The sequence below is a fragment of the Actinoplanes sp. NBC_00393 genome (assembly GCF_036053395.1).
Lineage (GTDB): Bacteria > Actinomycetota > Actinomycetes > Mycobacteriales > Micromonosporaceae > Actinoplanes.
Genome location: NZ_CP107942.1, coordinates 6,966,576 through 6,990,175 on the forward strand (window position 1 = coordinate 6,966,576; position 23,600 = coordinate 6,990,175).

18 protein-coding genes are annotated in these 23,600 nt (G+C 71.5%); 6 read left to right on the top strand and 12 right to left on the bottom strand.

The window, feature by feature from the left end; translation table 11 throughout:
* Positions 1-6: 6 nt before the first annotated feature.
* The 4 genes from recA to OHA21_RS32225 form a co-directional block, all read right to left on the bottom strand.
* The gene (recA, locus tag OHA21_RS32210; RefSeq protein WP_328461330.1) at positions 7-1,050 is read right to left on the bottom strand and encodes a recombinase RecA; all 1,044 of its coding nucleotides are present in this window, start codon (positions 1,048-1,050) and stop codon (positions 7-9) included.
* A 197-nt stretch (positions 1,051-1,247) separates the two neighbouring features.
* The gene (locus tag OHA21_RS32215; protein ID WP_328461332.1) at positions 1,248-1,448 is read right to left on the bottom strand and encodes a DUF3046 domain-containing protein; all 201 of its coding nucleotides are present in this window, start codon (positions 1,446-1,448) and stop codon (positions 1,248-1,250) included.
* A 25-nt stretch (positions 1,449-1,473) separates the two neighbouring features.
* Complete coding sequence (locus tag OHA21_RS32220) at positions 1,474-2,136, bottom strand: UdgX family uracil-DNA binding protein (RefSeq protein ID WP_328461334.1); 663 nt, start codon at positions 2,134-2,136, stop codon at positions 1,474-1,476.
* Between the two features lie 64 nt (positions 2,137-2,200).
* Positions 2,201-3,547 carry an aminotransferase class I/II-fold pyridoxal phosphate-dependent enzyme gene (locus tag OHA21_RS32225; RefSeq protein WP_328461336.1) on the bottom strand — a complete coding sequence of 449 codons (1,347 nt, stop codon included), beginning with the start codon at positions 3,545-3,547 and terminating at the stop codon, positions 2,201-2,203.
* Between the two features lie 60 nt (positions 3,548-3,607).
* Between OHA21_RS32225 and OHA21_RS32230 the strand changes: the two genes are divergently transcribed.
* Entirely contained in the window at positions 3,608-4,846 is a 1,239-nt protein-coding gene (locus OHA21_RS32230; protein ID WP_328461338.1) for a bifunctional pyridoxamine 5'-phosphate oxidase family protein/GNAT family N-acetyltransferase, read from the top strand.
* Positions 4,847-4,858: 12 nt separating this feature from the next.
* Positions 4,859-5,509 (top strand): leucine efflux protein LeuE, encoded by a 651-nt coding sequence (gene leuE, locus OHA21_RS32235; protein WP_328461340.1) that lies wholly within the window; start codon positions 4,859-4,861, stop codon positions 5,507-5,509.
* A 174-nt stretch (positions 5,510-5,683) separates the two neighbouring features.
* Here leuE and OHA21_RS32240 read toward each other — a convergent pair whose 3' ends face one another.
* Positions 5,684-7,855, bottom strand: a complete 2,172-nt coding sequence (locus OHA21_RS32240; protein ID WP_328461342.1) for a serine/threonine-protein kinase — start codon at positions 7,853-7,855, stop codon at positions 5,684-5,686.
* Positions 7,856-8,072: 217 nt separating this feature from the next.
* On the opposite strand from OHA21_RS32240, the gene OHA21_RS32245 reads away from it, so the two are divergent.
* Entirely contained in the window at positions 8,073-12,668 is a 4,596-nt protein-coding gene (locus tag OHA21_RS32245; RefSeq protein ID WP_442874924.1) for an ATP-dependent helicase, read from the top strand.
* A gap of 339 nt (positions 12,669-13,007) precedes the next feature.
* On the opposite strand, the gene OHA21_RS32250 is transcribed toward OHA21_RS32245, so the two are convergent.
* Positions 13,008-13,934 (bottom strand): LLM class F420-dependent oxidoreductase, encoded by a 927-nt coding sequence (locus tag OHA21_RS32250; RefSeq protein ID WP_328461346.1) that lies wholly within the window; start codon positions 13,932-13,934, stop codon positions 13,008-13,010.
* A 73-nt stretch (positions 13,935-14,007) separates the two neighbouring features.
* Here OHA21_RS32250 and OHA21_RS32255 point away from each other — a divergent pair, with 73 nt between their 5' ends.
* Entirely contained in the window at positions 14,008-14,796 is a 789-nt protein-coding gene (locus tag OHA21_RS32255; RefSeq protein WP_328461348.1) for an SAM hydrolase/SAM-dependent halogenase family protein, read from the top strand.
* Between the two features lie 516 nt (positions 14,797-15,312).
* On the opposite strand, the gene OHA21_RS32260 is transcribed toward OHA21_RS32255, so the two are convergent.
* Both OHA21_RS32260 and OHA21_RS32265 read right to left on the bottom strand, forming a co-directional pair.
* Positions 15,313-16,053 (bottom strand): N-acetyltransferase, encoded by a 741-nt coding sequence (locus tag OHA21_RS32260; RefSeq protein WP_328461350.1) that lies wholly within the window; start codon positions 16,051-16,053, stop codon positions 15,313-15,315.
* Positions 16,054-16,065: 12 nt separating this feature from the next.
* On the bottom strand, positions 16,066-16,728 hold the full coding sequence (locus OHA21_RS32265; protein WP_328461352.1) for a hemerythrin domain-containing protein: 663 nt from the start codon (positions 16,726-16,728) through the stop codon (positions 16,066-16,068).
* Between the two features lie 66 nt (positions 16,729-16,794).
* Between OHA21_RS32265 and OHA21_RS32270 the strand changes: the two genes are divergently transcribed.
* Both OHA21_RS32270 and OHA21_RS32275 read left to right on the top strand, forming a co-directional pair.
* The gene (locus OHA21_RS32270) at positions 16,795-19,491 is read left to right on the top strand and encodes a BTAD domain-containing putative transcriptional regulator (RefSeq protein WP_328461354.1); all 2,697 of its coding nucleotides are present in this window, start codon (positions 16,795-16,797) and stop codon (positions 19,489-19,491) included.
* A gap of 17 nt (positions 19,492-19,508) precedes the next feature.
* Positions 19,509-20,312: a DNA-formamidopyrimidine glycosylase family protein gene (locus tag OHA21_RS32275; RefSeq protein WP_328461356.1), complete on the top strand. Its 804-nt coding sequence runs from the start codon at positions 19,509-19,511 to the stop codon at positions 20,310-20,312.
* Here OHA21_RS32275 and OHA21_RS32280 read toward each other — a convergent pair.
* From OHA21_RS32280 to pspM, 4 genes are all read right to left on the bottom strand, one after another.
* Positions 20,298-20,777: a hypothetical protein gene (locus OHA21_RS32280; RefSeq protein ID WP_328461357.1), complete on the bottom strand. Its 480-nt coding sequence runs from the start codon at positions 20,775-20,777 to the stop codon at positions 20,298-20,300. The two genes, OHA21_RS32275 and OHA21_RS32280, sit on opposite strands and share 15 nt — an antisense overlap.
* Positions 20,774-22,453 carry an alpha/beta hydrolase gene (locus tag OHA21_RS32285; protein WP_442874925.1) on the bottom strand — a complete coding sequence of 560 codons (1,680 nt, stop codon included), beginning with the start codon at positions 22,451-22,453 and terminating at the stop codon, positions 20,774-20,776. Before OHA21_RS32285 ends, OHA21_RS32280 begins: the two co-directional genes overlap by 4 nt.
* Entirely contained in the window at positions 22,450-22,758 is a 309-nt protein-coding gene (locus OHA21_RS32290) for a type VII secretion target (protein WP_328461358.1), read from the bottom strand. Before OHA21_RS32290 ends, OHA21_RS32285 begins: the two co-directional genes overlap by 4 nt.
* A 63-nt stretch (positions 22,759-22,821) precedes the next feature.
* Complete coding sequence (gene pspM / locus OHA21_RS32295) at positions 22,822-23,586, bottom strand: phage shock envelope stress response protein PspM (RefSeq protein ID WP_328461359.1); 765 nt, start codon at positions 23,584-23,586, stop codon at positions 22,822-22,824.
* Positions 23,587-23,600: the final 14 nt, after the last annotated feature.

Here is a 23,600-nt window from a genome sequence, read left to right on the forward strand (position 1 = left end):
ACCGGATCAGAAGTCGACCGGCGGCAGCTCGGGGCCGCTCGCGGCGTCACCGGTGGTCTGCCCCACGCCGAGCTTCTCCAAGATCTTCTTCTCGATCTCGGCGGCGACGTCGGGGTTCTCCTTGAGGAACTCCCGCGCCTTCTCCTTGCCCTGGCCGAGCTGGTCGCCGTCATACGTGTACCAGGCGCCGGACTTGCGGATGATGCTCTGCTCGACGCCGACGTCGATGAGCGAGCCCTCCCGCGAGATGCCCTTGCCATACATGATGTCGAACTCGGCCTGCTTGAACGGCGCGGCCACCTTGTTCTTGACGACCTTGACCCGGGTCCGGTTACCGACGACGTCGGTGCCGTCCTTCAGGCTCTCGATCCGGCGCACGTCGAGACGAACGGACGCGTAGAACTTCAGCGCGCGACCACCGGTCGTCGTCTCGGGCGAGCCGAACATCACACCGATCTTCTCGCGCAGCTGGTTGATGAAGATCGCCGTGGTCCCGGAGTTGTTCAGGATGCCGGTGATCTTACGGAGCGCCTGGCTCATCAGCCGGGCCTGGAGGCCGACGTGGCTGTCGCCCATCTCACCCTCGATCTCGGCGCGCGGCACGAGGGCGGCCACCGAGTCGATGACGATGATGTCGAGGGCGCCGGAGCGGATCAGCATGTCCGCAATCTCCAGCGCCTGCTCACCGGTGTCCGGCTGGGAGACGAGCAGCGCGTCGGTGTCGACGCCGAGGGCCCGCGCATATTCCGGGTCGAGCGCGTGCTCCGCGTCGATGAACGCCGCGAGGCCACCCGCCTTCTGTGCGTTGGCCACCGCGTGCAGGGCGACCGTTGTCTTACCGCTGGACTCGGGCCCGTAGACCTCGATGACCCGGCCTCGCGGCAGCCCGCCGACGCCGAGCGCCACATCGAGAGCGATGGAGCTGGTCGGGATCACGGCCATCTGCATGACCGGCCGCTCACCGAGCCGCATCACCGACCCCTTGCCGAACTGCTTGTCGATCTGTGCCAGCGCTAGCTCGAGCGCCTTTTCCCGATCCGGTCCTGCCATTGCCGCCACCCCTGTACTCGACTTCGCGGTCTTCGTCGAAGAGCTCTTGTTCACCACGGCCGACACGTTATGCGGTGGGTATGACAAAAATCTTCCGCCCCACCGCGGGCTGTGGATAGGCCAAGCCGCTGTGGACAATAGCCGAACACCTGTACGACGATCGAGCGACACGCCAGAACAAGCGTACGAAAAGCTGCTCAGCGCAGGCGCGAAGGCACCCGATCGGGGTATGCCGCCACCACTGCGCGCCAGATAGTAGCGGTTTCGACACCTTGAGTAATTGACTCGTCGATGGTCCGCCCACCGAGCTCCGTAAAGGCGTGATCCGCCGCGATGCTGCGGGCATAAGCGGATCCGAACGACTGCTCGAGCCGCTCCCAGAAATCAGTCAACCGCACGGTAAGAGCCTACTCACGGCTACGTTCAAGCGATCGCGGCCGCAGCCACGCGCAGGTCGTCGACGAGCCCCCGGTACGCCGTTTCCCGATCGTCCGCCCGCAGCACCGCCGACGGGTGGATCGTCGCAAGCGCCTGGATCTCCGCCACCGGGAAGTCCTCCGGATGCTGGGCGGACGCCGGCCACGGCATCAGCTGCCCCCGGGACTTGGTGACCCGGAAGGAGGGGCCGAGCAACGCCCGTCCCGCGGTCGCGCCGAGGATGACCACCAACTCCGGCTTCAACAGGGAGAACTCCGCGACCAGCCAGGGCCGGCAGGCCGTGATGTGCGCCGGGCCCGGGTTCTGGTGGATCCGTCGCTTGCCCCGCATCTCGAAACGGAAGTGCTTGACCGCGTTGGTGATGTAGAGATCACCCGGGTCGATACCGGCGTCGTCGACCGCCTCGCGCAGCAGATGGCCCGCAGGGCCCACGAACGGCAGGCCACGCTGGTCCTCCACGTCGCCTGGCTGCTCCCCGACGAACACGATCTTCGCGTGCGGCGCGCCGCGGCCGAACACGGTCTGCGTCGCGTCCTGATACAGCTCGCAGCCCTGACAGTCAGCGGCGGCCGATTTCAGGTCGTCGATACTCCGTGACTGCGGCGGCACCCACTGCTGTGCTCCGATTGGCGCCTCTGTCCTCGGCATGCCTCCGTTCTACCCGCACCTGCCATCTCCATGCCGACCGGCCTGACCCGCGTGGTGGACCCGGTCACCGCATCGGCACGCCGGTTGCCGGTGGTCGGACCGCAGCAGCGACCGCTCTCGCCAGCTCAGGTATGTCCTCGTCGTCAAGCGAGCTGATGGTGATGCGGATCCCCGGAGCGGAACGGACCCGGAAGAGTGAACCGGGTGCGACGGCATAGCCGGCGTCACGCATCGCTGCGACAGCCTGTGTCTCGTCGGGGACCGGGATCCAGACATTGATGCCGCTGTCACCGTGAGCAGGTACGCCGTACGCCCGGATGGCATCGCGCAAGCCACGCCGGCGTCGCTTGTACGCCTCGGCGGCGGTAGCGACCTGAGCGGTGACTTCCGGGTCCTCCCAGAGGCGCAGGAGCAGCCGCTGCAGTGTCGTGGAGACCCATCCCATCCCGATACGCATCCGGCCGACCACCCGGGCGACGGTCGTCTCGTCACCGGCCAGAACGGAGATGCGCAGATCCGGCCCGAACGGTTTGGAGGCGGATCGGACGAACGCCCACGATTTCGTAACCGGGCCGACGCAGTGCGGGGCCTGCTCAGCCAGCTCGGCGGCGTGGTCGTCCTCGATGACCACGACCTCGGGAGAACCGCTGAGCAGCTCCCGCAACTGGACGGCACGCTGCGCGCTGACCGTGGCCCCGGTCGGGTTCTGCGCTCGCACGGTGATGACGACGGCCCGCGCGCCGGCCTGCAACGCGGCCGCGAAGGACTCCGGAACCGGCCCCTCCTCGTCGACGGCGAACGGCAGCACCCGCAGACCCAGAGCGGCGATCAGATCGATGATGCCTGCCCAGCCCGGGTCCTCGACGGCCACCGCGTCTCCCTGGCGCAGATGAGCGGTCAGCACCCGCTCGATCGAATCGAGGGCACCGGCGGTGACCGCGAAGTCGGCGTGCTCCACCGGAATGCCCTGCCCGAGGAGACGTGGCCGGGCGGCATCGATCAGCTCCGGCATCGTGACGGCAGTGGCATAACCCTGCGGAGCGCCGGTCTGCTCGGCGACCACTGCGAGCGACGGGCCCAGGGGCGGCAGCAGCCGGACATCCGGCTCGCCGGTGGAGAGATCCCGCAGGCCGGCCGGCACCGGTGACCGCGCCCCGGACCGCGGGACCGCCACCGCGGGACGGGACCGCACCCGCGTACCCCGTCGGCCCTCGGTTTCGATCACGCCGCGCTGCCGCAGCTCCTGATAGGCCTTGGCGACCGTGGCTGGGCTGACATGGAGAGCGCCGGCAAGCACGCGCACCGATGGCAACGCAGCTCCGGAGACCCAGTCGCCCCGGAGCACCCCCGCCTCGATGCTGGCAGAAATCTCGGCAGCGGTCTCGCCGGTGACCTGATACTGTCCTGACACAGATGAGATTCTGTACTAGTACAGCACCAGGCGCAAGCCGATCACCTCCCGGAGGCCACGGTGACCGACCTTTATCCCCCGACCGAGCGCACGACCGCCACGCGCACCCGGAGCCGGATGCGCTACGAGAAGGAGGCGGCACACGCCATCCTGGACGAGGCGTTCGACTGTGCGGTCGGCGTCGTCGTGGACGGCGAGCCACGCGTCCTGCCCAATCTGCACGTCCGGCTGGACGAGACCCTCTACCTGCACGGTTCCACCGGGGGACGGCTTGGTCTGGCGGCCCGCGGCGACGGCGTGCCGGTGTGTGTGACGGTCACCCTGCTCGACGGCTTGGTTTACGGACGATCCCAGTTCCACCACAGCGCCAACTACCGCTCGGTGGTGGCGCTCGGCATGGCTCGTCCGGTCACCGAGGAGAGTGAGAAGCGCCGGGTTCTCGGCGCCCTGGCCGACAAGATCGGGGCAGGCCGTTCCGGCGACAGCCGCCCACCGAACCGGCAGGAGCTGGCCCAGACCAGCGTGCTCGCCCTGCCCCTCGCCGAGGTCTCGGTCCGGGCGCGGACCGGTGGCGTGCTCGACGACCCGGACGACCTTGATCTCCCCCATTGGGCCGGGGTGCTGCCGTTGCGGACGGTGGCGGGCCCACCGATGACCGAGGCAGGCGTGGGCGCGGCACCACCTGCCTACCTGCCAGGGTCTCCGTCCGAGTGGCAGACCCCGGTCGTGATGGAGGGCCGCCACGTGCGGCTGGAGCCGCTGACTCCCGGTCACGCCGAGGGCCTGTTCCAGGCGCTGGACGACGAGGAGGTCTGGCGGCACATCCCGAAATCCCGGCCACGCGACGTATCGGGGATGGCCGAGGACATCGCCGGCGTGCTGGAGGGACAGTGGCTCGGCCATCGAGCAGGCTGGACCCAGGTCGACCCGGCGACCGGGGCGATCATCGGCATGACGAGCTACCACGACATCGACACCGGCACCCGGTCACTCGGGATCGGGCACACGATGGTCGGCCGGAAATGGTGGCGCACCGGCGTCAACACCGAGGCGAAACTGATGCTGCTTGAGAGGGCGTTCGACGTGCTCGGCGCCGAGCGGGTCTTCTGGTACACGGACATTCGCAACGAGCGCTCCCAGCAGGCGATCGCGCGGCTCGGCGCCAGCCGGGACGGGGTGATCCGCCGCCAGCGGCTGCGGCCCGACGGCACCTGGCGCGACACCGTACTGTTCGCCATGACCGCGGACGAGTGGCCGGTGGCTGCGCAGCGACTTCGCGACCGGCTGGCCGCCGGCTGATCAGGAGGGTTCGTGTTAGGCATCACCGATTTCTGGACGTACGTGCTCGGTGTGGTGGCGATCATCCTGTTGCCGGGGCCCAACTCCATCTTCGTGCTGTCGGTCGGGGCCCGGCGGGGTGTGCGAGCCGGATATCAGGCGGCGGGCGGCGTCTTCATCGGCGACGCGGTGCTGATGGTCCTCTCGGCGACCGGGGTGGCCTCGCTGCTGGGCACCTATCCACCGCTCTTCCTGGTCTTGAAATACGCGGGCGCCGCTTACCTGTTCTGGGTCGGCATCAACATCATCCGCAACGCCTGGCGGGGATGGCGGCACCGGTCGGAGATCTCTCCGGTGGAGACCGGCGAGTTCCCCGGGCTCCGGCATCCGTTCCGTCGCGCCGCGGTGATCAGCCTGCTCAATCCCAAGGCGATCCTGTTCTTCGTCTCGTTCTTCATCCAGTTCGTCGAGCCGGGCTATCCGCATCCGGCGCTGTCGTTCCTGATCCTGGGCGCGGTGGTGCAGTTCTTCAGCGCGCTGTACCTGTCCGCGCTGATCTTCGGCGGCCGGTATCTCGCGGGGCAGTTCCGGGAACGCCGGCGATTGGCGGCGGGCGCCACCACGGGCGTGGGGGCACTCTTCGTCGGGTTCGGCATCAAGTTGGCCACGGCGAGCGCGAGCTGACGGCACGGGCGGCGCCTTTTCAGGCAGCTCGGCTCGCTTCCAGCATCAGTGCCGGTCGACGCAGGAAGCCGGGTAGCTCAGCCGCCTCCGGTTCACAGGTAGCCAGCGCGGCTTGCCAGTGGGCGCCTGCGAGCTCTGCCCCGGCCGCCCTTGGCGTGCACCGGCAGGCAAGCGTCAGCGGTGCCCAGCTGCGGCAGTCGGAGTCCGGCCGGCCCGGTCCGCGAAGAAGGTGCTCCGGACCATCTGGATCTTGCTCAGATGCTCCGGCCAGGCCTTCTCAGGGGTGGCCCAGCCGATCGCATACGCCCTGCCGTTGACGGCGAACCAGCGAAGGCTCGCCCGCCTCGGCTCGCCGTCCTGTGCCTGATAGCGGTAGTCCCAGTCGGCGGCCTTGTGCAGCAACGGCACCGCTGTGATGGAGATCAGCGAGTACCCGGCCACCGCCTCGTCCTGTTTGAGACGAGCTTCTTCGGCATGGCACGCCCGGACCGGGTCGGCACTCGCATCCCGGCCCGCGTCAAGGCTCATCACCAGGGAGCTTCCCGGGTCACGGAAGCAGTATGTGGTGCCGATCCGCTGATAGGTCCAGCCGTCGGGGACCGCGATGTGAAACCCGGAGCGGTCCGTGAAGTAGGACCATCCGGCCAGCAGCGACCAGCCGTTGACTCCTCGGGCCGCGCCCTTCTTCGGCGTTTCCCGGACATCCGGCGGGGGCGGCGAGTCGCAAACGACGGGCGAGAAGCCGTTCCGGTCGGCGACGGCGGTGGTCGGCACGGCCACGGAGGGAGGCGAGACCACGCCCGGCTGAGCGGAGACGCCGGGTGATCGTCCGGACGGAGTCACTGTGGTCGGCACGGCCGACGCGCTCGGTGCAGTGGGAAGCACCACGTGGGCGCGGGGCCGGCTCTTCTGCGCGAGATAGCCCGCCGAGACGCTGCCGCCGACCAGCACGATCACCACTCCGACGATGACAGCGGACCGAGCGTGCACCACGCCTCGCAGCGGGCGGCGCCGCGGCCGGGCCGTGCGTTCCGGGATCCGGCCGGATGGCGCTGCCGCCTGCTGCGGCGTGAAGGGCAGGAGCGCCTGACTCCCCTGGCGCAGTGGTGTGGTTATCGAGTCGTCAGCGGCGACCGGAGAAGCGGCCACCGGAGAAGCGGCCACCGGAGAAGCGGCCACCGGAGGAGCGGTGACAAGAGAAGCGACTGCAGGGGAAGCGACGACCGGAGGATCAGCCGGTGTCGCCATCGGGCTTTCCCGTCGCCGCTCCGGCACAGCCGCACCGGCCAGGTCGTCCTCCACGTCCTCGCCGGGCCCGGAGGCCCGGACCGACTCGATGCCGGCCGAGCCCTGACGGTCCGAGGTGTCGGGGTTGCGCGGCCCATCAGCCTCGGATTCCGTGAGCACCACCGGCGGCGCGGACTCGTCCGGATTCTTGAAAACGGCGCCGTCGGCCGGTTTCCGCGGTTCCTCCGGGCGATGATGCCGAACGCCACGCTGGCCGGGGACCAGCGGAACCTCCCGGTGATCGATCCCGACGATGAGCCGCAGCCGGTTCTCCACCTCGGTCGCGGTCAGCCGGTCGAGCGGGTCGTACTGCAGGAGCCCTTCGAGGATGGGGGTCAGCGGGCCGGCGCGTACCGGAGGGTCGGGTTGCTCCGTGGCGAGCGCGGCCAGCGTCGCCATCGCGGTCTCCCGGGCGTACGGAGATCGGCCCTCCACAGCGGCATAGACCGTGGCGCCGAGGGACCAAAGGTCCGATTCCACGGTGGATGCCCCGTCCCGGGCACGCTCCGGAGAGACGTACTGCGGCGAGCCGACGATCAGCCCGGGAGCGGTGACCGTGCCGTCGTCCACGAAGGTCGCCAGTCCAAAATCGGTCAGCACTACCCGGCCGTCCGTACCGATCAACACGTTGTGCGGCTTCACGTCGCGGTGCAGCACCCCGGCCCGGTGTGCGGAGTCCAGCGCATCCAGGACGGCGAGCCCGATCCGGGCCGCGCCCGCCGGATCGTAGGGTCCCTCCTCGCGGAGCACCTGGTGGAGCGAGCGCGAGGGGATGTACTCCATGACGATCCACGACTGGCCTTCGTCGTGCACCACGTCGTAGATCCGCACCACATGGGGATGGTTCAGCCGGGCGGCACTGCGCGCCTCCCGCAGCGTCCGGTCCCGTAGCCGATCCTTTTCAGCCTCGGTCATCCAGTCCGGCGGGACGATCTCCTTGATCGCCACGTCCCGGTCCAGCATTTCGTCACGGGACAGCCAGACCCGTCCCATCCCGCCGGCGCCGACCGGCTCCAGAAGACGGTACCGACCGACGACGAGCATCTGCCTGACCGCCATCGGCACCACCCATCACGTCGGGTATCAGGATAATCAGTCACAGACCGCCCAAGGAATGACGATCACCCGGTCGCTGCGTGAGGCTCGGTGGGACGCGAGAACGCTTCGGTCCGGCGTACCTCGCGCAAGTAGTCGGGGTCGCGCCCGGCGCTTCCCAAGAACAAAGCTGGGGTACGCGCAACCGAGCCCCCGATTTCTGTCATACCCCCGGGGCAGGATGGACGGCATGCGAGAGGTGCTCGAGAAGTTCGGACCGGCCACGCGGGAGTGGTTCACGGCCGCCTTCGCCGCGCCCACCGCTGCCCAGGCCGGTGCCTGGCGTGCGATCGGCGCGAGGCGAAATGCCCTGGTGGTGGCACCGACGGGTTCCGGCAAGACGCTGGCCGCCTTCCTCTGGTCCCTGGATCGGCTCGCCAATGAGCCGGTCCCCGAGGAGGTCCGGCAGCGATGCCGGGTGCTCTACGTGAGCCCGCTGAAGGCACTGGCGGTCGACGTGGAGCGCAACCTGCGCGCTCCCCTGACCGGGATCCGGCAGGCCGCCGGCCGGCTGGGGCTGCCACCACCGGAGATCACGGTCGGGATGCGCACCGGGGACACTCCGGCTGAGGAGCGGCGAGGATTCGCGCGCACCCCACCGGACATCCTGATCACCACTCCGGAGTCCCTGTTCCTGCTGCTCACCTCAGCAGCACGGGATTCACTGCGCGGAGTCCAGACGGTGATCGTGGATGAGGTGCACGCCGTCGCGGCCACCAAGCGCGGCGCTCACCTGGCGCTCTCCCTGGAGCGGCTCGACGCGCTGCTGGAGCGCCCGGCGCAGCGGATCGGGCTCTCCGCGACAGTCAGGCCGATCGACGAGACCGCTCGATTCCTCGGCGGCGCGCACGACGTCGAGATCGTCCAGCCGAAAAGCGCGAAGACGATCGAGGTGGCGGTCGAGGTCCCGGTGGAGGACATGACCCGCCTCGACGAGGTGCCGGATTCCGATGGCGACGATCTCGAGGGCAGCCGGCACACACCGTCGATCTGGCCTGCGGTCGAGGAGCGGGTTCTCGACCTGATCGAGGGTCACCGGTCGACGATCGTGTTCACCAACTCGCGGCGTGGCTCGGAGCGGCTCTGCGCTCGCCTCAACGAGCTGGCCAGCGAGCGAGCCGAGCAGGCCGCGGCCATGCTGCCCGGCGCCGGCGAGCAGGCGGATCCCGGGCAACCCGAGCGAGCCTTCGCCCGGCTGCCGGCCGAGATCATGGCCCAGGCCGGGGGGACGAAGGGCGCACCACCCGTCGTCGCCCGGGCTCACCATGGCAGCGTCTCCCGTGAGGAGCGCAAGCAGATCGAGGAGGCGCTGAAATCCGGTCAGCTCCCGGCCGTGGTCGCGACCTCCAGCCTGGAGCTGGGCATCGACATGGGCGCGGTCGACCTGGTCGTGCAGATCGAGGCGCCGCCTTCGGTCGCCGCCGGCCTGCAGCGCATCGGCCGGGCCGGGCACCAGGTCGGCGCGGTGTCGCGTGGGGTGGTCTTCCCGAAGCACCGTGGTGACCTGCTGTCCTGCGCCGTCGTCGCGGAGCGGATGGGCGAGGGCGCGATCGAGGAGCTGCGCTACCCGCGCAACCCGCTCGACGTGCTGGCGCAGCAGATCGTCGCGATGGTGGCCCTCGACGCCTGGCAGGTCGACGAGTTGGCCGCGCTGGTGCGCCGTGCCGCACCCTTTGCCGAGCTGCCCGACTCCGCCCTGCACGCCGTGCTCGACATGCTCTCCGGGCGTTATCCGTCGACCGCCTTCGCCGAGTTGCGGCCCCGCCTGGTCTGGGACCGCGGCACCGATGAGCTCACCGGCCGGCCCGGCGCGCAGCGCCTGGCCGTGACCAGCGGCGGCACGATCCCGGACCGGGGAATGTTCGGGGTCTTTCTGGCCGGTTCGGAGCGGGCTTCGCGGGTGGGCGAGCTCGACGAGGAGATGGTGTACGAGTCTCGCGTCGGCGACGTCTTCCTGCTGGGTTCCACGTCCTGGCGGATCGAGGACATCACCCCGGATCGGGTGCTGGTCTCCCCCGCCCCCGGCGCACCGGCCCGGATGCCGTTCTGGAAAGGCGACTCCCCCGGCCGTCCGATCGAGCTGGGCCGCGCCATCGGGGCCCGACTGCGCGCGCTGACCAGGGCCGGCGACGAGCGGGCCACGACGACTTTGCGCGACGCCGGTCTGGACGAGTGGGCGGCCGACAACCTGGTCTCCTACCTGCGCGAACAGCGAGAGGCGACCCGCCACCTACCCGACGACCGGACCGTGGTGGTGGAGCGTTTCCGCGACGAGCTGGGCGACTGGCGGATGACCGTGCACTGCGTCCTCGGCGCCCGGGTGAACGCGCCGTGGGCGCTGGCGGTCGGCCGCCGCCTCTCCGAGCGGTATGGGGTGGACGGTCAGGTCATGCCCTCCGACGACGGCATCGTGATCCGCCTCCCGGACACCGCGGAGGAACCACCCGGCGCTGAGCTGATCTCCTTCGACCCGGAGGAGATCGCCCAGCTGGTCGAGGAGTCGGTCGGCACGTCCGCGCTGTTCGCGTCCCGTTTCCGGGAATGCGCCGCCCGGTCACTGCTGCTGCCGCGGCGCGATCCTCGACGCCGCCAACCGCTCTGGCAGCAGCGGCAGCGGTCGGCACAGCTGCTCGACGTGGCCCGGGAGTTCGCCGACTTCCCGGTGACGCTGGAGGCTGCCCGCGAGTGTCTGCAGGACGTCTTCGACGTGCCCGGACTGATCGGCCTGATGCGGGAGATCTCCGGCCGCAAAGTCCGGTTGATCGAGGCGGAGACTGCGCGGCCGTCGCCGTTCGCCCGCTCGCTGCTGTTCGGCTACGTCGGCGCCTTCCTGTATGAGGGGGATGCTCCCCTGGCCGAGCGGCGGGCCGCCGCCCTGGCCCTCGACTCGACCCTGCTCGGTGAGCTGCTCGGCCGGGTCGACCTGAGGGAGCTGCTCGATCCCCAGGTCGTCACCGAGACCGAAGCACAGCTGCAGTGGCGTACTGAGCAGCGCACCCCACGGGACGCGGAGGACACCGCTGAGCTGCTGCGCCTACTCGGCGATCTCTCCAGCGCGGAGATGGCCGAGCGCGGTGCCCCGGAGGAGTGGGTGCTCAGCCTCGAGGCCGCCCGGCGAGCGATCCGGATCCGGGTGGCCGGGGAGGAACGCTGGATCGGCGTCGAGGACGCGGGACGCTACCGGGATGCGCTCGGTGTGGCGCTGCCGGTCGGGATCCCCGAGGCCTACATGGAGCCGGTGGCCGATCCGCTCGGCGATCTGGTGGCGCGGTATGCGCGGACCCACGGGCCGTTCCCGGCGGCGACCTGCGCGGCCCGGTTCGGACTCGGCGTGTTCGTGGTGGAGCAGGCGCTCAAACGGCTGAGCGCGACCGGCCGGGTCACCTCGGGCGAGTTCTCCCCCGGTGGCGCCGGCACCGAGTGGTGCGACGCGGAAGTGCTGCGCATGCTGCGGCGGCGTTCGCTGGCCGCATTGCGCCGGGAGATCGAGCCGGTGCCGCCCGCGGTGCTCGCTGCCTTCCTGCCACGGTGGCAGCAGGTCGGCGGCAATGCGCGCGGAGTCGACGCGGTCGCTGCCGCGATCGAGCAGGTGCAGGGCGTGGCGGTGCCGGCTTCGGCGTGGGAGCGGCTGGTTCTGCCCGCACGGGTTGCCGACTTTGCCGCGCCGCTGCTCGACGAGTTGTGCGCTAGTGGCGAGGTGCTGTGGGCCGGGTCCGGTTCCATCAGCGGCGGGGACGGTTGGGTGACGCTGGCGTACGCGGACAGTGCGCCGCTCCTGCTGCCCCCGCCCGACGACGAGTTCGCGGCGACACCGCTGCACCAGTCCGTTCTGGACTCGCTCGGGGACGGGCAGGCGCTGTTCTTCCGATCGTTGTCGGACAGGGTCGGCTCCACCGACGACACTGAGCTGGCGGCCGCGGTGTGGGATCTGGTCTGGGCCGGGCACCTCACCAACGACACGTTCGCACCGCTGCGGGCGCTGCTCGGGGGCAGCGGTGCGCACCGGGCGAAAGCCGCCCCGGCGCGCACCCGGTATAGACGACCGGGCCGGCCACAGATGCCGTCACGGACCGGGCCGCTGAACATGGCGGGCCGCTGGTCACGGCTGCCGGAGCGGGATTCCGATCCGACCCGGCGGGCGGCTGCGGTCGCCGACCTGCTGCTGGAGCGGCACGGCGTGGTGACCCGCGGCGCGGCCATCGCCGAGGGGGTGACCGGCGGGTTCGCGGCGGTCTACCCGGTGCTCGCCGCGCTGGAGGAGCGCGGTGCAGCCCGGCGTGGCTACTTCGTGGAGGGCTTGGGAGCGGCACAGTTCGCGGTGCCCGGCGCGGTGGATCGTCTCCGTGCCTTGGCCGAGCCCGCCGAGCTGGAGAAACGGGCCGGCAGTTCCGTGGTGCTGGCGGCGACCGACCCGGCGAACCCCTACGGCGCCGCGCTCCCCTGGCCCGACCGCGTCGTGGACAGCGGCGACGGCGAGCCGGCCGCAAAGGCCGGCCACCGGGCCGGACGCAAGGCCGGAGCCCTGGTCGTGCTGGTGGGCGGCGAGGTGGTGCTCTACGTCGAGCGTGGTGGCCGCACCCTGCTGTCCTTCACGGACGATACGGAGGCCCTGACGAAGGCGGCCCATGGGTTAGCCGGCGCAGTGCGCTCGGGCGCACTCGGGGCGATGTCGGTGGAACGCGCCGACGGCGAGTCGGTCCATGCCTCTCCCCTGCGGGACGCGCTGACTGCGGCGGGCTTCCGCACCACACCGCGCGGACTGCGCCTACGCGCGTAAGGAGGCCGGCGCACCAAGAAGGCGCACAAACACGGGGAACGCCGGCAGCGCAGTCCGGGCAGCGCGGCCGGGCGGCTCAATCAGGGCAGCGCAGCCGGGGCAATGCAGCTGGCCCGGCTCAGCCAAGGCAGCGCAGCCGGGGCAACGCAGCCAACCGGGGCGGTGCGGCCGGGCGACTCAAGCAGCGCAGCGCAACCAGGGCGATGCAGCTGGCCCGGCCCAACCGGGGCAGCGCGGCCAGGGCAACGCAGCTGGCCCGGCGCAGCCGAGCGGCTCAGCCGAGGCCGCGCTGATGATGGTTGTCTCGCGGCGACCACCATCAGCGCGCGGCCGGTGGGATCAGAGCTGGCGGGCCACCTCGGCGGCGACCAGGTCGACGTGGTCGAGGTCGGCCAGGTCCAGCACCTGGAGGAAGAGACGGGAGGCGCCGGCTTGGGCGTACCGGTGGATGGTTTCCACGGCTTCGGCCGGCGTGCCGACGATGCCGCCGTTGGTGCGCATCTCCTCCGGCTCGCGGCCGATGGCTGCGGCCCGGCGGCGGACCTCGGCGTCGTCGCGGCCTACGCAGAGTACGGCGGCGGCGGAGAAGGCGGGCGGCTCGGCGCGGCCGATGGCGGTGCTGGCGGCGCGGACACGCTCGTACTGGGCCGGGATGTCCTCGATCTTGGAGAAGGGGACGTTGAACTCGGCGGCGTAGCGGGCGGCGAGGGCCGGGGTGCGCTTCTTGCCGTGTCCGCCGACGATGACGGGCAGCGGGGACTGCACCGGTTTGGGCAGCGCCGGCGATTCAGTGAGCTGGTAATGCTTGCCGGTGAAGTCGTAGGTGGAGCCGTCCGGGGTCGCCCACAGGCCGGTGATGATCTCGAGCTGTTCCTCGAGGCGGTCGAAGCGTTCGCCGAGGGCCGGGAACGGGATGCCGTAAGCGGTGTGCTCGGTCTCGAACCAGCCGCCGCCGAGGCCGAACTCGATGCGGCCGCCGCTCATCGCGTCGACCTGGGCCACCGCGATGGCCAGCGGGCCGGGCAGCCGGAACGTGGCCGAGCTGACCAGTGTGCCGAGCCGGATCCGGGAGGTCTGGACGGCGAGGGCGGCCAGCGTGATCCACGCGTCGGTGGGTCCCGGCAGACCAGACACGTCGCCCATCTTGACGTAGTGGTCCGAGCGGAAGAATCCGTCGTATCCGCCGTCCTCGGCGGCCTTGGCCACCCGCAGCAGATCGTCGTGGCTGGCGCCCTGCTGGGGTTCGGTGAAGATCACGAGACGCATGGATCAACACTGCCATGTTCGCGCGGCGTGCCCGCCCCACATCCGTCAACAACAGGCAGTAACGTTGGCCACCATGGCCGGTTATGGATGGATCAGTTTCACCACCGATTACGGCACGTTCGACGGTTTCGTCGCGGCCTGCCACGGCTCGATCGCGCGCATCGCGCCCGAGGTTCGAGTGATCGACATCACTCATCATGTTCCGCCGGCCGATGTGGCACGGGGTGCGGCCGTGCTGGCGCAGACCGCGCCCTGCCTGCCGGAGTCGGTGCATCTCGCGGTGGTGGATCCCGGCGTGGGCACGGCCCGGCGCGGGGTGGTCCTGTCCACGCCCAACGGTCTGCTGGTCGGGCCGGACAACGGGCTGCTGATCTGGGCGGCGGAGGCGCTGGGTGGGGTGGATTCGGCGTTCGAGCTGAGCAACAAGGACTGGATGCTCGGCGACGTGTCGCGCACGTTCCATGGGCGGGACGTCTTCGCGCCGGCCGCGGCCCGGCTGGCGGCGGGCGCCCCCGCCGCGGATGCCGGTCCCGAGGTGGATTCCAGCACTTTGGTACGGCTACCCGACCCGGTTCTGAGCGTCGGCGACGGCTGGATCGAGGCCGAGGTCCTGACGGTGGACCGGTTCGGCAATGTTCAGTTGGCGGCGGACGGTTCGGCGCTGACCGGCCTCGGCCCGGACCTGATGGTCAACGGCAGTGTCCGGGCCCGGCGCGGGGCCACCTTCGCCGATGTCAACGCGGGCGAGCTGCTGGTCTTCGCGGACTCGGCGGACCGGGTGGCGATCGCGGTCAACAACGGCCGCGCCGTCGTCGTCCTCTCCGTCCGCCCCGGCGACGTCGTCCGCATCGCCACCCGCTGACCAAAACCGACAAATCATCCACCGTAGTGGCCCTCACGCAACGCAAGTGGCGCACGGCAGTGCCCGAAAGGGGCCAGAGGGGGCCGGAAGGCGCGGAAAAGCGACGGGAGGGCCGGAAAGGGCGGGAAGAGGCCGGAGCGCTCAGGGACGGGCGGAAGCGCGGAGGGCCGGGAGGGCCGGCAGGCGCCGGCAGGCGCCGGCAGGCGCAGGCAGGCGCCGGAAGGCGCAGGCAGGGCCGGAAGGCGCAGGCAGGGCCGGAAGGCGCAGGCAGGGCCGGAAGGCGCAGGATGGCGCAGGAACGGGCCGGAAGGCGCAGGAAGGCGCAGGAACGGGCCGGAAGGCGCAGGAAGGCGCAGGAACGGGCCGGAAGGCGCAGGAAGGCGCAGGAACGGGCCGGAAGGCGCAGGAAGGCGCAGGAACGGGCCGGAAGGCGCAGGAAGGCGCAGGAACAGGCCGGAAAGCCGGACCGCTGGAGAGCCGAGGCCTGCCCGGGTCCGGCTGCGGCGGGCGAGGGCCTCAGATCCGGTGGTGGATCCAGACGTTGGGTTCTACGTAAACCGCCTGGTTCTGGGCCGGCTCACAATGGACCGGGACCAGCGCACCCGGCACTTCGACCGGGCCCGCATCGGTGAAGGGCAGGCCGGTCCAGGACCGCCACTGGTCCAGCGTTCCTGTGATGACCATGCTCTGGTGGGCCACGTTCACGATGCGACCGCCGGCTCGCACGTGGACCCGGATCCACGGGTCCACCGGGAGGTCGTCGGACGGGCGCACCTCGTACGCGTACGCATCGATGGGTTTGGTGATCTGAGCGGTCTTGGCGCTCGGCCGGACCGGCGCGACCAGGTCCGTGAAGCCCAGCCGGGCCGCGTTGTCGCGCATCGCGGCCAGCATCCGGCTGGACAGGCCGCTGCCCCGCACGTCACGCCGGATCGCGATCTCCAGGGCGGAGACGATCGACGGCTTGGCGCCCGTCAGACGGTCGTGGATCGCGGTCCGGACCACCCAGTCCCAGCCGGCTTCGGGGAGACCGTCCGCAATGGTCCCGTCGAAGGAGATCGGCACCGAGTGCGCCTTGGCCACCGGCTGCCCGGTGGACCGGTCGACCGCGAGCAGCACGAACTCTGGCCAGAGCTGCTCGTAGTGCCGGTAGTAGAGCGATGACGTGGGGTCTTTCGTCATGAATTCCGGCCAGAGGCCCTCGAGTTCGTCGAAGAGCTCCCAGCGATCGCCGACGGGCGCGATGTCCAGGTCCATGCGCGCAGGATGTCAGCCGACGCGTACCCGGTCACGTGCTTTTCGGTAGGTGCGGTCGCCGACGAGGCGCCAGACCAGCCGGATCGGCGGCGGCATCTGGGCCAGGAACCGCTGCTTCTCCTGCGGCGTCGCCTCCTCGAAGAGCGAGCCGAGGAAGACCAGGGCCAGCTTGTTCTTCGGGATGGCCTCTTGGCCGCGTCTGCCGAGGGCGTCCCATTCGGCGTGGGTCAGATGCTCGCTGACCAGCGGCAGGATTTCTGCTTCCTCGTCGGCGAGGTGTTCGTCCAGCGCTACCGAGGCCTGCGCGATCACGTCGGCCAACTCGTCGCGGTCCGCTGCGGAGGCGGTGGCGCGCCACCGCGGGTTCAGCTCGGAGATCCGCTCGAGCGGCTCGTGCAGCCGGTCGTGTTGCGCCTCCATCCGGTGGATCAGGTCGGCGTGCATCTGTGCCCGGTCCAGCAGCAGGGGCCAGAGCAGTTCGTCCTCGGCGGTGTGGTGGTGGTGCAGGGCGCCGGCCAGGTTGTGCAGGTGGTCGCCGATCGCTTCGGCGCGGGCGGTGTCACCGGGGGCGACTGCCCGGACCAGGGCGGGCAGCATCCGGAACTCGCGGCGGAAGACCCGGTGCACGAGCACCATCTCCCAGGTGTCGACCGGTGTGGTGGTTGTCGTCGTCATACCGCGACCATGCCCGGGTCGGCTTGCAGACTGCCTGCAACCCGCCTGCACTCCTATGATCGGCGCGTGTTGATCGGCAGGGTGCTGGGACCGACCGAGGTCGAGGCGGGCGGCGCGCCGGTCGACCTGGGCGGTCCGCTGCCGCGCCGGCTGGTCACCGCGCTGATCTCGGCCGAGGGCCGTCCGGTCAGCGAGGACACGCTGGCCGAGGCGCTCTGGGCGGACACCCCGCCGGCCAGCCCGTCGGTCTCCCTGCAGGCTTACGTGTCGCGGTTGCGGCGCGCCTTCGGCGACGCGCGTGACGCGTTGCAACGCGTCGAGGACGGCTATCGGCTGCGGCTCGCGGAGACCGATGCGGCCCGTTTCGAGGCCGCGGTGGAGCAGGGGCGAGCGCTGCTCGCCGACGAGCGGCCGGGCGATGCCGTCCGCGCCTTCGACGCGGCCCTGACGATGTGGCGGGGTGAGGCTTTCGCCGATCTGCCGGGCTTCGCCGCGCCGTCGCGGGCGCGTCTCGACGAGCTGCGCGCGGTCGCGGTGGAGGAGCGGCTGGCCGCGAAGGTCGCTACCGGCGATGCGCCGGGCGCGGTGGGCGATCTGGAAGCGGGCGTACGCGCGGAGCCCTACCGGGAACGACGCTGGGAACTGTTGATCCTCGCCCAGTACCGCAGTGGCCGGCAGGCCGACGCGCTGGCCACGCTGCGCCGCGTGCGGGCACTGCTCGCCGACGAGCTGGGCATCGACCCGGGCCCCGGCCTGCAGGAGCTGGAGAGCCGCCTGCTGGCCCAGGACCCGCAGCTGCTCCTGCAAACCCGCCCAGCGCCCGCGGTCCGCCCGCTCACCGCCTTCCTGGGCCGGACCGCCGAGCTGACCGCCCTGGACCGGCTGATGGCCACGAGCCGCCTGGTCACCCTGGTCGGACCGGGCGGCGCCGGCAAGACCCGCCTGGCCGTCGAGCACGCCGCCGACCGGGGCTGGTTCGTCCGGCTGGCCGACGCGACCGACCCGGTCCTGGCCGTCGCCGCCACGCTGGGATTACGCGGCTCCACCGTCGAGGCGGTGACCGCGGCGCTGGCCGACCGGACCGGCCTGCTCGTGCTGGACAACTGCGAGCACCTGGTCGAGCCGGTCGCCGGCATGGTGCTGCACCTGCTCGTCCACTGCCCCGGGATCCGAGTGCTGGCGACCAGCCGGGAGGCGCTCGGTGTGGACGGGGAACGGCTGCTGCCGGTCGCACCGCTGCCGTCCGTGGACGCGATCGCGCTGCTCACCGACCGGATCTCGGCGATCCGCCCGGGCTGGCGGCCCGATTCGGCGGAGATCGGGCACCTGCGGCGGATCGCGGCGGCCCTGGACGGCATCCCGCTCGCCCTGGAGCTGGCCGCCGCCCGCGCCCGGATCCTGAGTCTCGGTGAGCTGAGCGAGCTGCTGGACGACCGGTTCCCGCAGCTCGGGCCGGTGCCGCGGGGTGCGCTCGCTCCGCACGAGACCCTGGAGGCGGCGGTCGCCTGGAGCGTGGACCTGCTGCCGCCGGCCGACCGGGCCCTGTTGTTGCGCCTGTGGCCGTACGAGGGTGGGTTCGCGCTGACCGCTGTGGGCCCGGATCTGGAGGCGCTCTCCGGGCTGGTGGCCCGCTCGGTGGTGGTCGCGGACACCGGCGTGACCCCGGCCCGGTACCGGCTGCTGGAGATGATCCGGGCGTACTGCCGGGCGCACGATCCGGACCCGGCCGGCAGCCGGGCGGCGCACGCGGCCTGGGTACGCGGACTCGTCCTGCACTGGATCCCGGAGCTGAGCGGCGACCGGTCGGCCCACGCGATCCGGATGCTGAACCGGGAGCTGCCCAACCTGCGGGCCGGGGTGGAGCACGACCTGACCGCCGATCCGCCCGCCGCCCTGCGGACCGCTGCTCTGCTCGGCTGGTTCTGGTTCCGGGGTGGACACGTCGCCGACGGGTTGCGCCTGCTCACCGCGGGCCTGGCCGAGGCCCCGCAGGCACCGGGACGGGACCGGGCGCGGGCCTGGTCGGCCTGCGCGACGCTGCGGTTCATCGCGGGCGACCTGGCCGGCGCCGGGGACTGTCTCCGGGAGGCGTACGCGGCGATCGGCACCCCCGCCGACCGGGAGGCGAGGGTCGTGCACGCGCAGATGCTGTACTACGACTCGCTGCTGCAGGAGGCGACGGGTGACTTCGCCGCGGCCGCCGACCGGGCCCGGGAGTCGATTGCCGCGGCCCGGGCGTACGGCGAGGAGTGGATCGTCCCGTCCGGCGAGGTCTGCCTCGGCTTCGCCCTGGCCGGGCTGGGCGAGATCGCGGACGGCCGGCGGATCCTCGTCGAGGCGATCGAGGCGGCGCTCACCCAGCACAGCCGGTGGGCCGCCGCGCTGGGCGAACTGGCCCTGGCCCGCGCCTTCCTGACCGGGAACGCGGCGGCGCCGGTGGATCCGGTCGCCGCGCTCGCGTCGGTGCGCCGGGCCCTGGAGCTGTTCCAGCGTGAGAACGACATCGGCAACGTGCTGACCAGCCTGCACACCGGCTGTTACGCGCTGGCACTGGACGGGCGACGGGAGACCGCTGCGGTTCTGCTCGCGGGGGTGCGCCGGCACGCCGTACGCCATGGGGTTGATCCGGATCTGGCCGGCCCGACGCTGACCGCCGCGCTGGAGGAAGTGCTGGCCGGGGTTGATTGTGAAGCCGCCGCTCAGGCGGCCCGTGACCTCGGGGAGGCGGAGATGATCGCGCTGCTCGGTTCGGCGACCGGCTGACGGGGCAGGATGGGGGCATGCCGGAAGGGGACACCGTCTGGAACACCGCCCGGGTGCTGGAGAAGGCACTCCTCGGTGAGGTGCTGACCGGCTCCGACTTCCGGGTGCCGCGCCTGGCCACCACCGACCTGACCGGCTGGACCGTGGCCGAGTCGGCGAGCCGGGGCAAGCATCTGCTGCTGCGGCTGACCCGCGACGGGCGGCCGCCGCACACCCTGCACTCGCACCTGCGGATGGAGGGCGCCTGGCGGGCCTATGCCCCGGGTGAGCGCTGGACCGCCCGCCCGGCCCACCTGATCCGGGTGGTGCTGCGCACCGCGCGTTCGGTGGCGGTCGGCTATCACCTGCACGAGGTGATGCTGGTGCCGACCGCCGAGGAGGAGCGGCTGGTGGGGCATCTGGGCCCGGATCTGCTGGGCGCCGACTGGGATCCGGCCGAGGCGACCCGCCGGCTCGCCGCCCATCCGGCGACGAGCATCGCGGAGGCGCTGCTGGACCAGCGCAATCTGGCCGGGGTGGGCAACCTGTACAAGGCCGAGACGCTGTTCCTGCGCGGCCTCTGGCCGTGGACCCCGGTCGCCGACGTGCCCGATCTGACCGGCACGGTCGAGCTGGCCCAGAAACTGGTGGCCTCCAACCGGGGTCGCTGGACGCAGACCACCACCGGGTCGCTACGACGCGGCGAGACAAGCTATGTGTACGGACGACGCGCACAACCCTGCCGCCGGTGCGGCACCGCGATCCGCAAGGCCGACCAGGGCGAACGGATCACGTACTGGTGTCCCCGCTGCCAGCCCGAGCCGGTCTCAGAGGCAGGGTGAGCTGCTGTTCAGGTACGCGTCGACGGTCCCGTTGTCCCGCTTGGTGACGTCGATGCTGATCCGGAAGCCGTCCGGCGCCTCGACCGCGAAGTTCGGCAGCTGCGGGTCGTCACGCTCGTCCCGGACCGTCTCGTACGCCTTGCCGGTCCAGAAGTCGGCCAGGGTCGGCACGGCGTCGTCGACCGGCCAGCCCTGCGGGTAGTCGATCTGGTAGTGCGTCTCGATGAAGACCCGGTCGTCACCGGGACCGTCGTCGCACTTCATGTCGTCGGCGTGCAGCGTCTCGCGCAGCGTCGCGCCCGGCGGCAGCTGCTTCATCGCCTCGTCGGCGAGCTCGGCGACACGCACCACGGCCTCGTTGGCGGTGATGTCCGGCCTGGGGTACACGGTGCCACATCCAGTGATCAGGCCGCCGGCGACGAGCGCGGCGGCGACGGTCAGAGCGAACCGGTTCCGGGGTGTCACTGCACCCTGCCTTCCTGCCCGGTGACGATAAAGGCGATGTTGCGGCGGGACGGGTTGTTCGGGTCCCAGTAGTCCGAGTGGGCTTCGACCGGGTTGAACGATCCCGGGTCGCTGGTGAACTGGCGACCGCCGAAGCCCGGATTGGCGGGATTCTCGCCGAACCGCATGTTGTCGTCCACCCCGGTCAGCTGGATCACGTCGTTGGCGGCGGTGCTGGCCCACACGTCACCGGCGTCGCCCTGGATGTACAGGTCCGAGGCCGAGTCGACGCCGACTCCCGGGCTGCCGACGAAGATCAGGCCGTTCACGGCCAGGCCCTTCTCGTGGGCCGCGATCCCGACGGTCGTGGTGCCGTAGCTGTGGCCGATCATCGTGTTGCGCGACGGCGGCCCGTCGTGGGTGACCCGCAATCCGTCCTGGAACCGGGACAGGTCACCGGCGGCACGTTCGGCATAGCCGGCCGAGGCGGCGTTATGGAAGAAGTCCGGCGCGTCGTAGCCGAGCCAGGTGATCGCGGCCGTCTTTCGCCCGGAGGGATCGAGACGGTTGGCGTCGTCGGCCATCACGTCCGCCCGGTCGATGTCGCCCGCGATGCTCGGCAGATCGGCCATCGTGCCGGGCACATAGGTCACCACGTTGTCGGCCTCGTCGGGGTTGCCGACGGCGACGATGGCCCGGCCGTCGTCCGCCGACGAATACCCCAGCAGGAAGGCGGGCGGCTTGCCCGGGTCGGCGAGCCGGTCGCGCACCGCCAGCGGCCCGGCCAACTGCTTCTCCAGCGGCTCACGTTCCCGGTCGATGCGATCGAGTTCGGCGAGGACGCTGCCGGCCGGGTTCGCCGAGTCCGGGTAGATCTCGCCGAGCCGGCCCTGCGCGGCCATCGCCCGCAGGAACTCCTCCCGCCGGTTCAGCTCGTCCCGCCGCTGGATCTCGTCGGTCAGCCCGGCCAGGTCGCGGTCGAGGACGATCCGGTTGGCGGTGTCCCGGTCGGTGGCAGGGACGCCGTCCAGCGCCCCGATCAGCTCCGGGAAGTTCTGCAGGGCCTCCTCCTGCTGCTGCGGCGTCAGCGTCTCCCACCACTCCCGGATCTCCCGGGGCTGCCGGGCACGCTGATCCTCCACATCGGCCCGGCTGACGGTCCGCATCTGCAGCTGCCCGAAACCGTTCGCGCCGGACGGCAGATTGACGTTCAGCACGTTGGCCGTCGAGTCGTCCTGCGCCCGCGCCCGCTCGAGCACCGCCTCCAGATCGGCCATGATCCCGGCCATCGCGCGGGCGGTGTGATCCAGCTGGCCACCCGTGTACGCCGAAGCCGGCGCGGTGATCCGGCCCGCCGCCGCGTCGATGGTGAACCCGGCCTGCTGCGCCGACGCGACGATCTCCTCGGCCTGTCTGCGGAGGGCGCCTACGGCGTACGCATGCTCCTCAAGAGCGTCGTAGATCCGCCGCGCCGGGTTGTAGGTGTTGCTCACCTCGGCCCGCAGCCCGGCCGCCCGGGTGGCCGCCTCCTCCGAGCCCGCGCCGGCCGACCACGCGTACGGAAGATCGCGGGTGGCCCGGATGAGCTGCTCGGCGGTGTCGTCGATCTGGCCGGCGAGCTGCTTCCACGCGGCAGCGGCCTGATGCCACGGCGTGTCGTACGCCTTGAGCAGCTGCTCCAGCGTCAGCGCGCTCACCGCGGCACCTGCCCGGCCCCGCGGATCCGCTGCCCGCCGGCCTCGTCGGTCCGGGTGTAGTCATCGGCCGCAGCGGTCAGCGCCGCGGAGAACCCCTCGATCTCCGCGGTCAGGCGGCGCAGATGTGCCTCCCACACCTGCTCGGCGGCACGGATCGCGGTGGCCGACGACCAGCCGGGCTCGCTGGTGGTGGCAAGCCGGTGCTCGGCGGCCGACATCGCGGCCTTGAGGGTGTTTCCGGCCGCCTGCGTCCCCGTCGCGCAGGCTCGCAGAGCCGGCACGTCGACAGCCAGGCCGTCTTCCATCCCCGTCTCCCGTCGTTCTCCCTATCCAGAGAGAACACCGCACGGGGGCGCAGGGTTCAACCGTCAGCCGGCGGCTCGAAACCGGGCGGTGCTGTCGCGCAGCTCGGCCAGCCCCTCGGCGATGCCGCGGAGCCGGTCGGTCGCCTCGATCAGGCTGAAATACGCCGGGTGGCGGGCGTCGGCCACCGGGTGCCCGTCCTCCGCGACATAGCTGGCCGCCGCCGCGACGAGGCTCTCGAACGCCGTCACACCCTCGTCGAACTGCTCGGCCAGGGCGGCGTGCGACTGGGTCAGCGCATCCCGCTGGCCGGGCTGCCCGAGCGGGATGGCGCGTTCCACACTCGCCGCCCGCTGGCCCAGATCGCGCAGCCAGGTCTCGGCGGTGGCCGCCTCCAGCGCCGCGGTCTCCCCGGCGCCGGTGAGCCGGCCGGCGAGCCCGGACATCGTCTGCGACGCCCGGTCCAGCCGGTCCCAGGACTGGGCGATCGTGGAGCCGCGGAGCGCGAACCGGGTGCGCTGGCGCCGCACCTCGTGCAGCACCGTGCGGCCGGCCGGGAACTTCTCCAGAGCCCCGGCCAGGCCGGGCGCGGTGATCGCGGGCGGCGGCGCCGGGGTCGCGGCGAGCTCCCGGTGGTCGCTCCAGCGCCACCAGGCCAGCACCGCCGAACCACCCGCGGCAGCCGCCCAGGCGGCGTCGCCGATACCGATCCCCGCGTACGGCGTGAGGACGGCAGCGGCCGCGGTCAGGCCGCCACCGAGCACGCTCCACCGGCGCGCTGACCCGCGCAGCCGCTTGAGCCGCCGGAAGTACCTGGTCCGCTCGTCCACCGTCGCCCCCGCTC

Bases quoted from the DNA above. Each gene is read 5' to 3' on its own strand.
- OHA21_RS32220 (WP_328461334.1), bottom strand. From the start codon at position 2,136: ATGCCGAGGACAGAGGCGCCAATCGGAGCACAGCAGTGGGTGCCGCCG.
- OHA21_RS32265 (WP_328461352.1), bottom strand. From the start codon at position 16,728: ATGACGACGACAACCACCACACCGGTCGACACCTGGGAGATGGTGCTC.
- OHA21_RS32260 (WP_328461350.1), bottom strand. From the start codon at position 16,053: ATGGACCTGGACATCGCGCCCGTCGGCGATCGCTGGGAGCTCTTCGAC.
- OHA21_RS32275 (WP_328461356.1), top strand. From the start codon at position 19,509: ATGCCGGAAGGGGACACCGTCTGGAACACCGCCCGGGTGCTGGAGAAG.
- OHA21_RS32240 (WP_328461342.1), bottom strand. From the start codon at position 7,855: ATGGCGGTCAGGCAGATGCTCGTCGTCGGTCGGTACCGTCTTCTGGAG.
- OHA21_RS32250 (WP_328461346.1), bottom strand. From the start codon at position 13,934: ATGCGTCTCGTGATCTTCACCGAACCCCAGCAGGGCGCCAGCCACGAC.
- recA (WP_328461330.1), bottom strand. From the start codon at position 1,050: ATGGCAGGACCGGATCGGGAAAAGGCGCTCGAGCTAGCGCTGGCACAG.
- OHA21_RS32290 (WP_328461358.1), bottom strand. From the start codon at position 22,758: ATGGAAGACGGCCTGGCTGTCGACGTGCCGGCTCTGCGAGCCTGCGCG.
- OHA21_RS32245 (WP_442874924.1), top strand. From the start codon at position 8,073: ATGGACGGCATGCGAGAGGTGCTCGAGAAGTTCGGACCGGCCACGCGG.
- OHA21_RS32255 (WP_328461348.1), top strand. From the start codon at position 14,008: ATGGCCGGTTATGGATGGATCAGTTTCACCACCGATTACGGCACGTTC.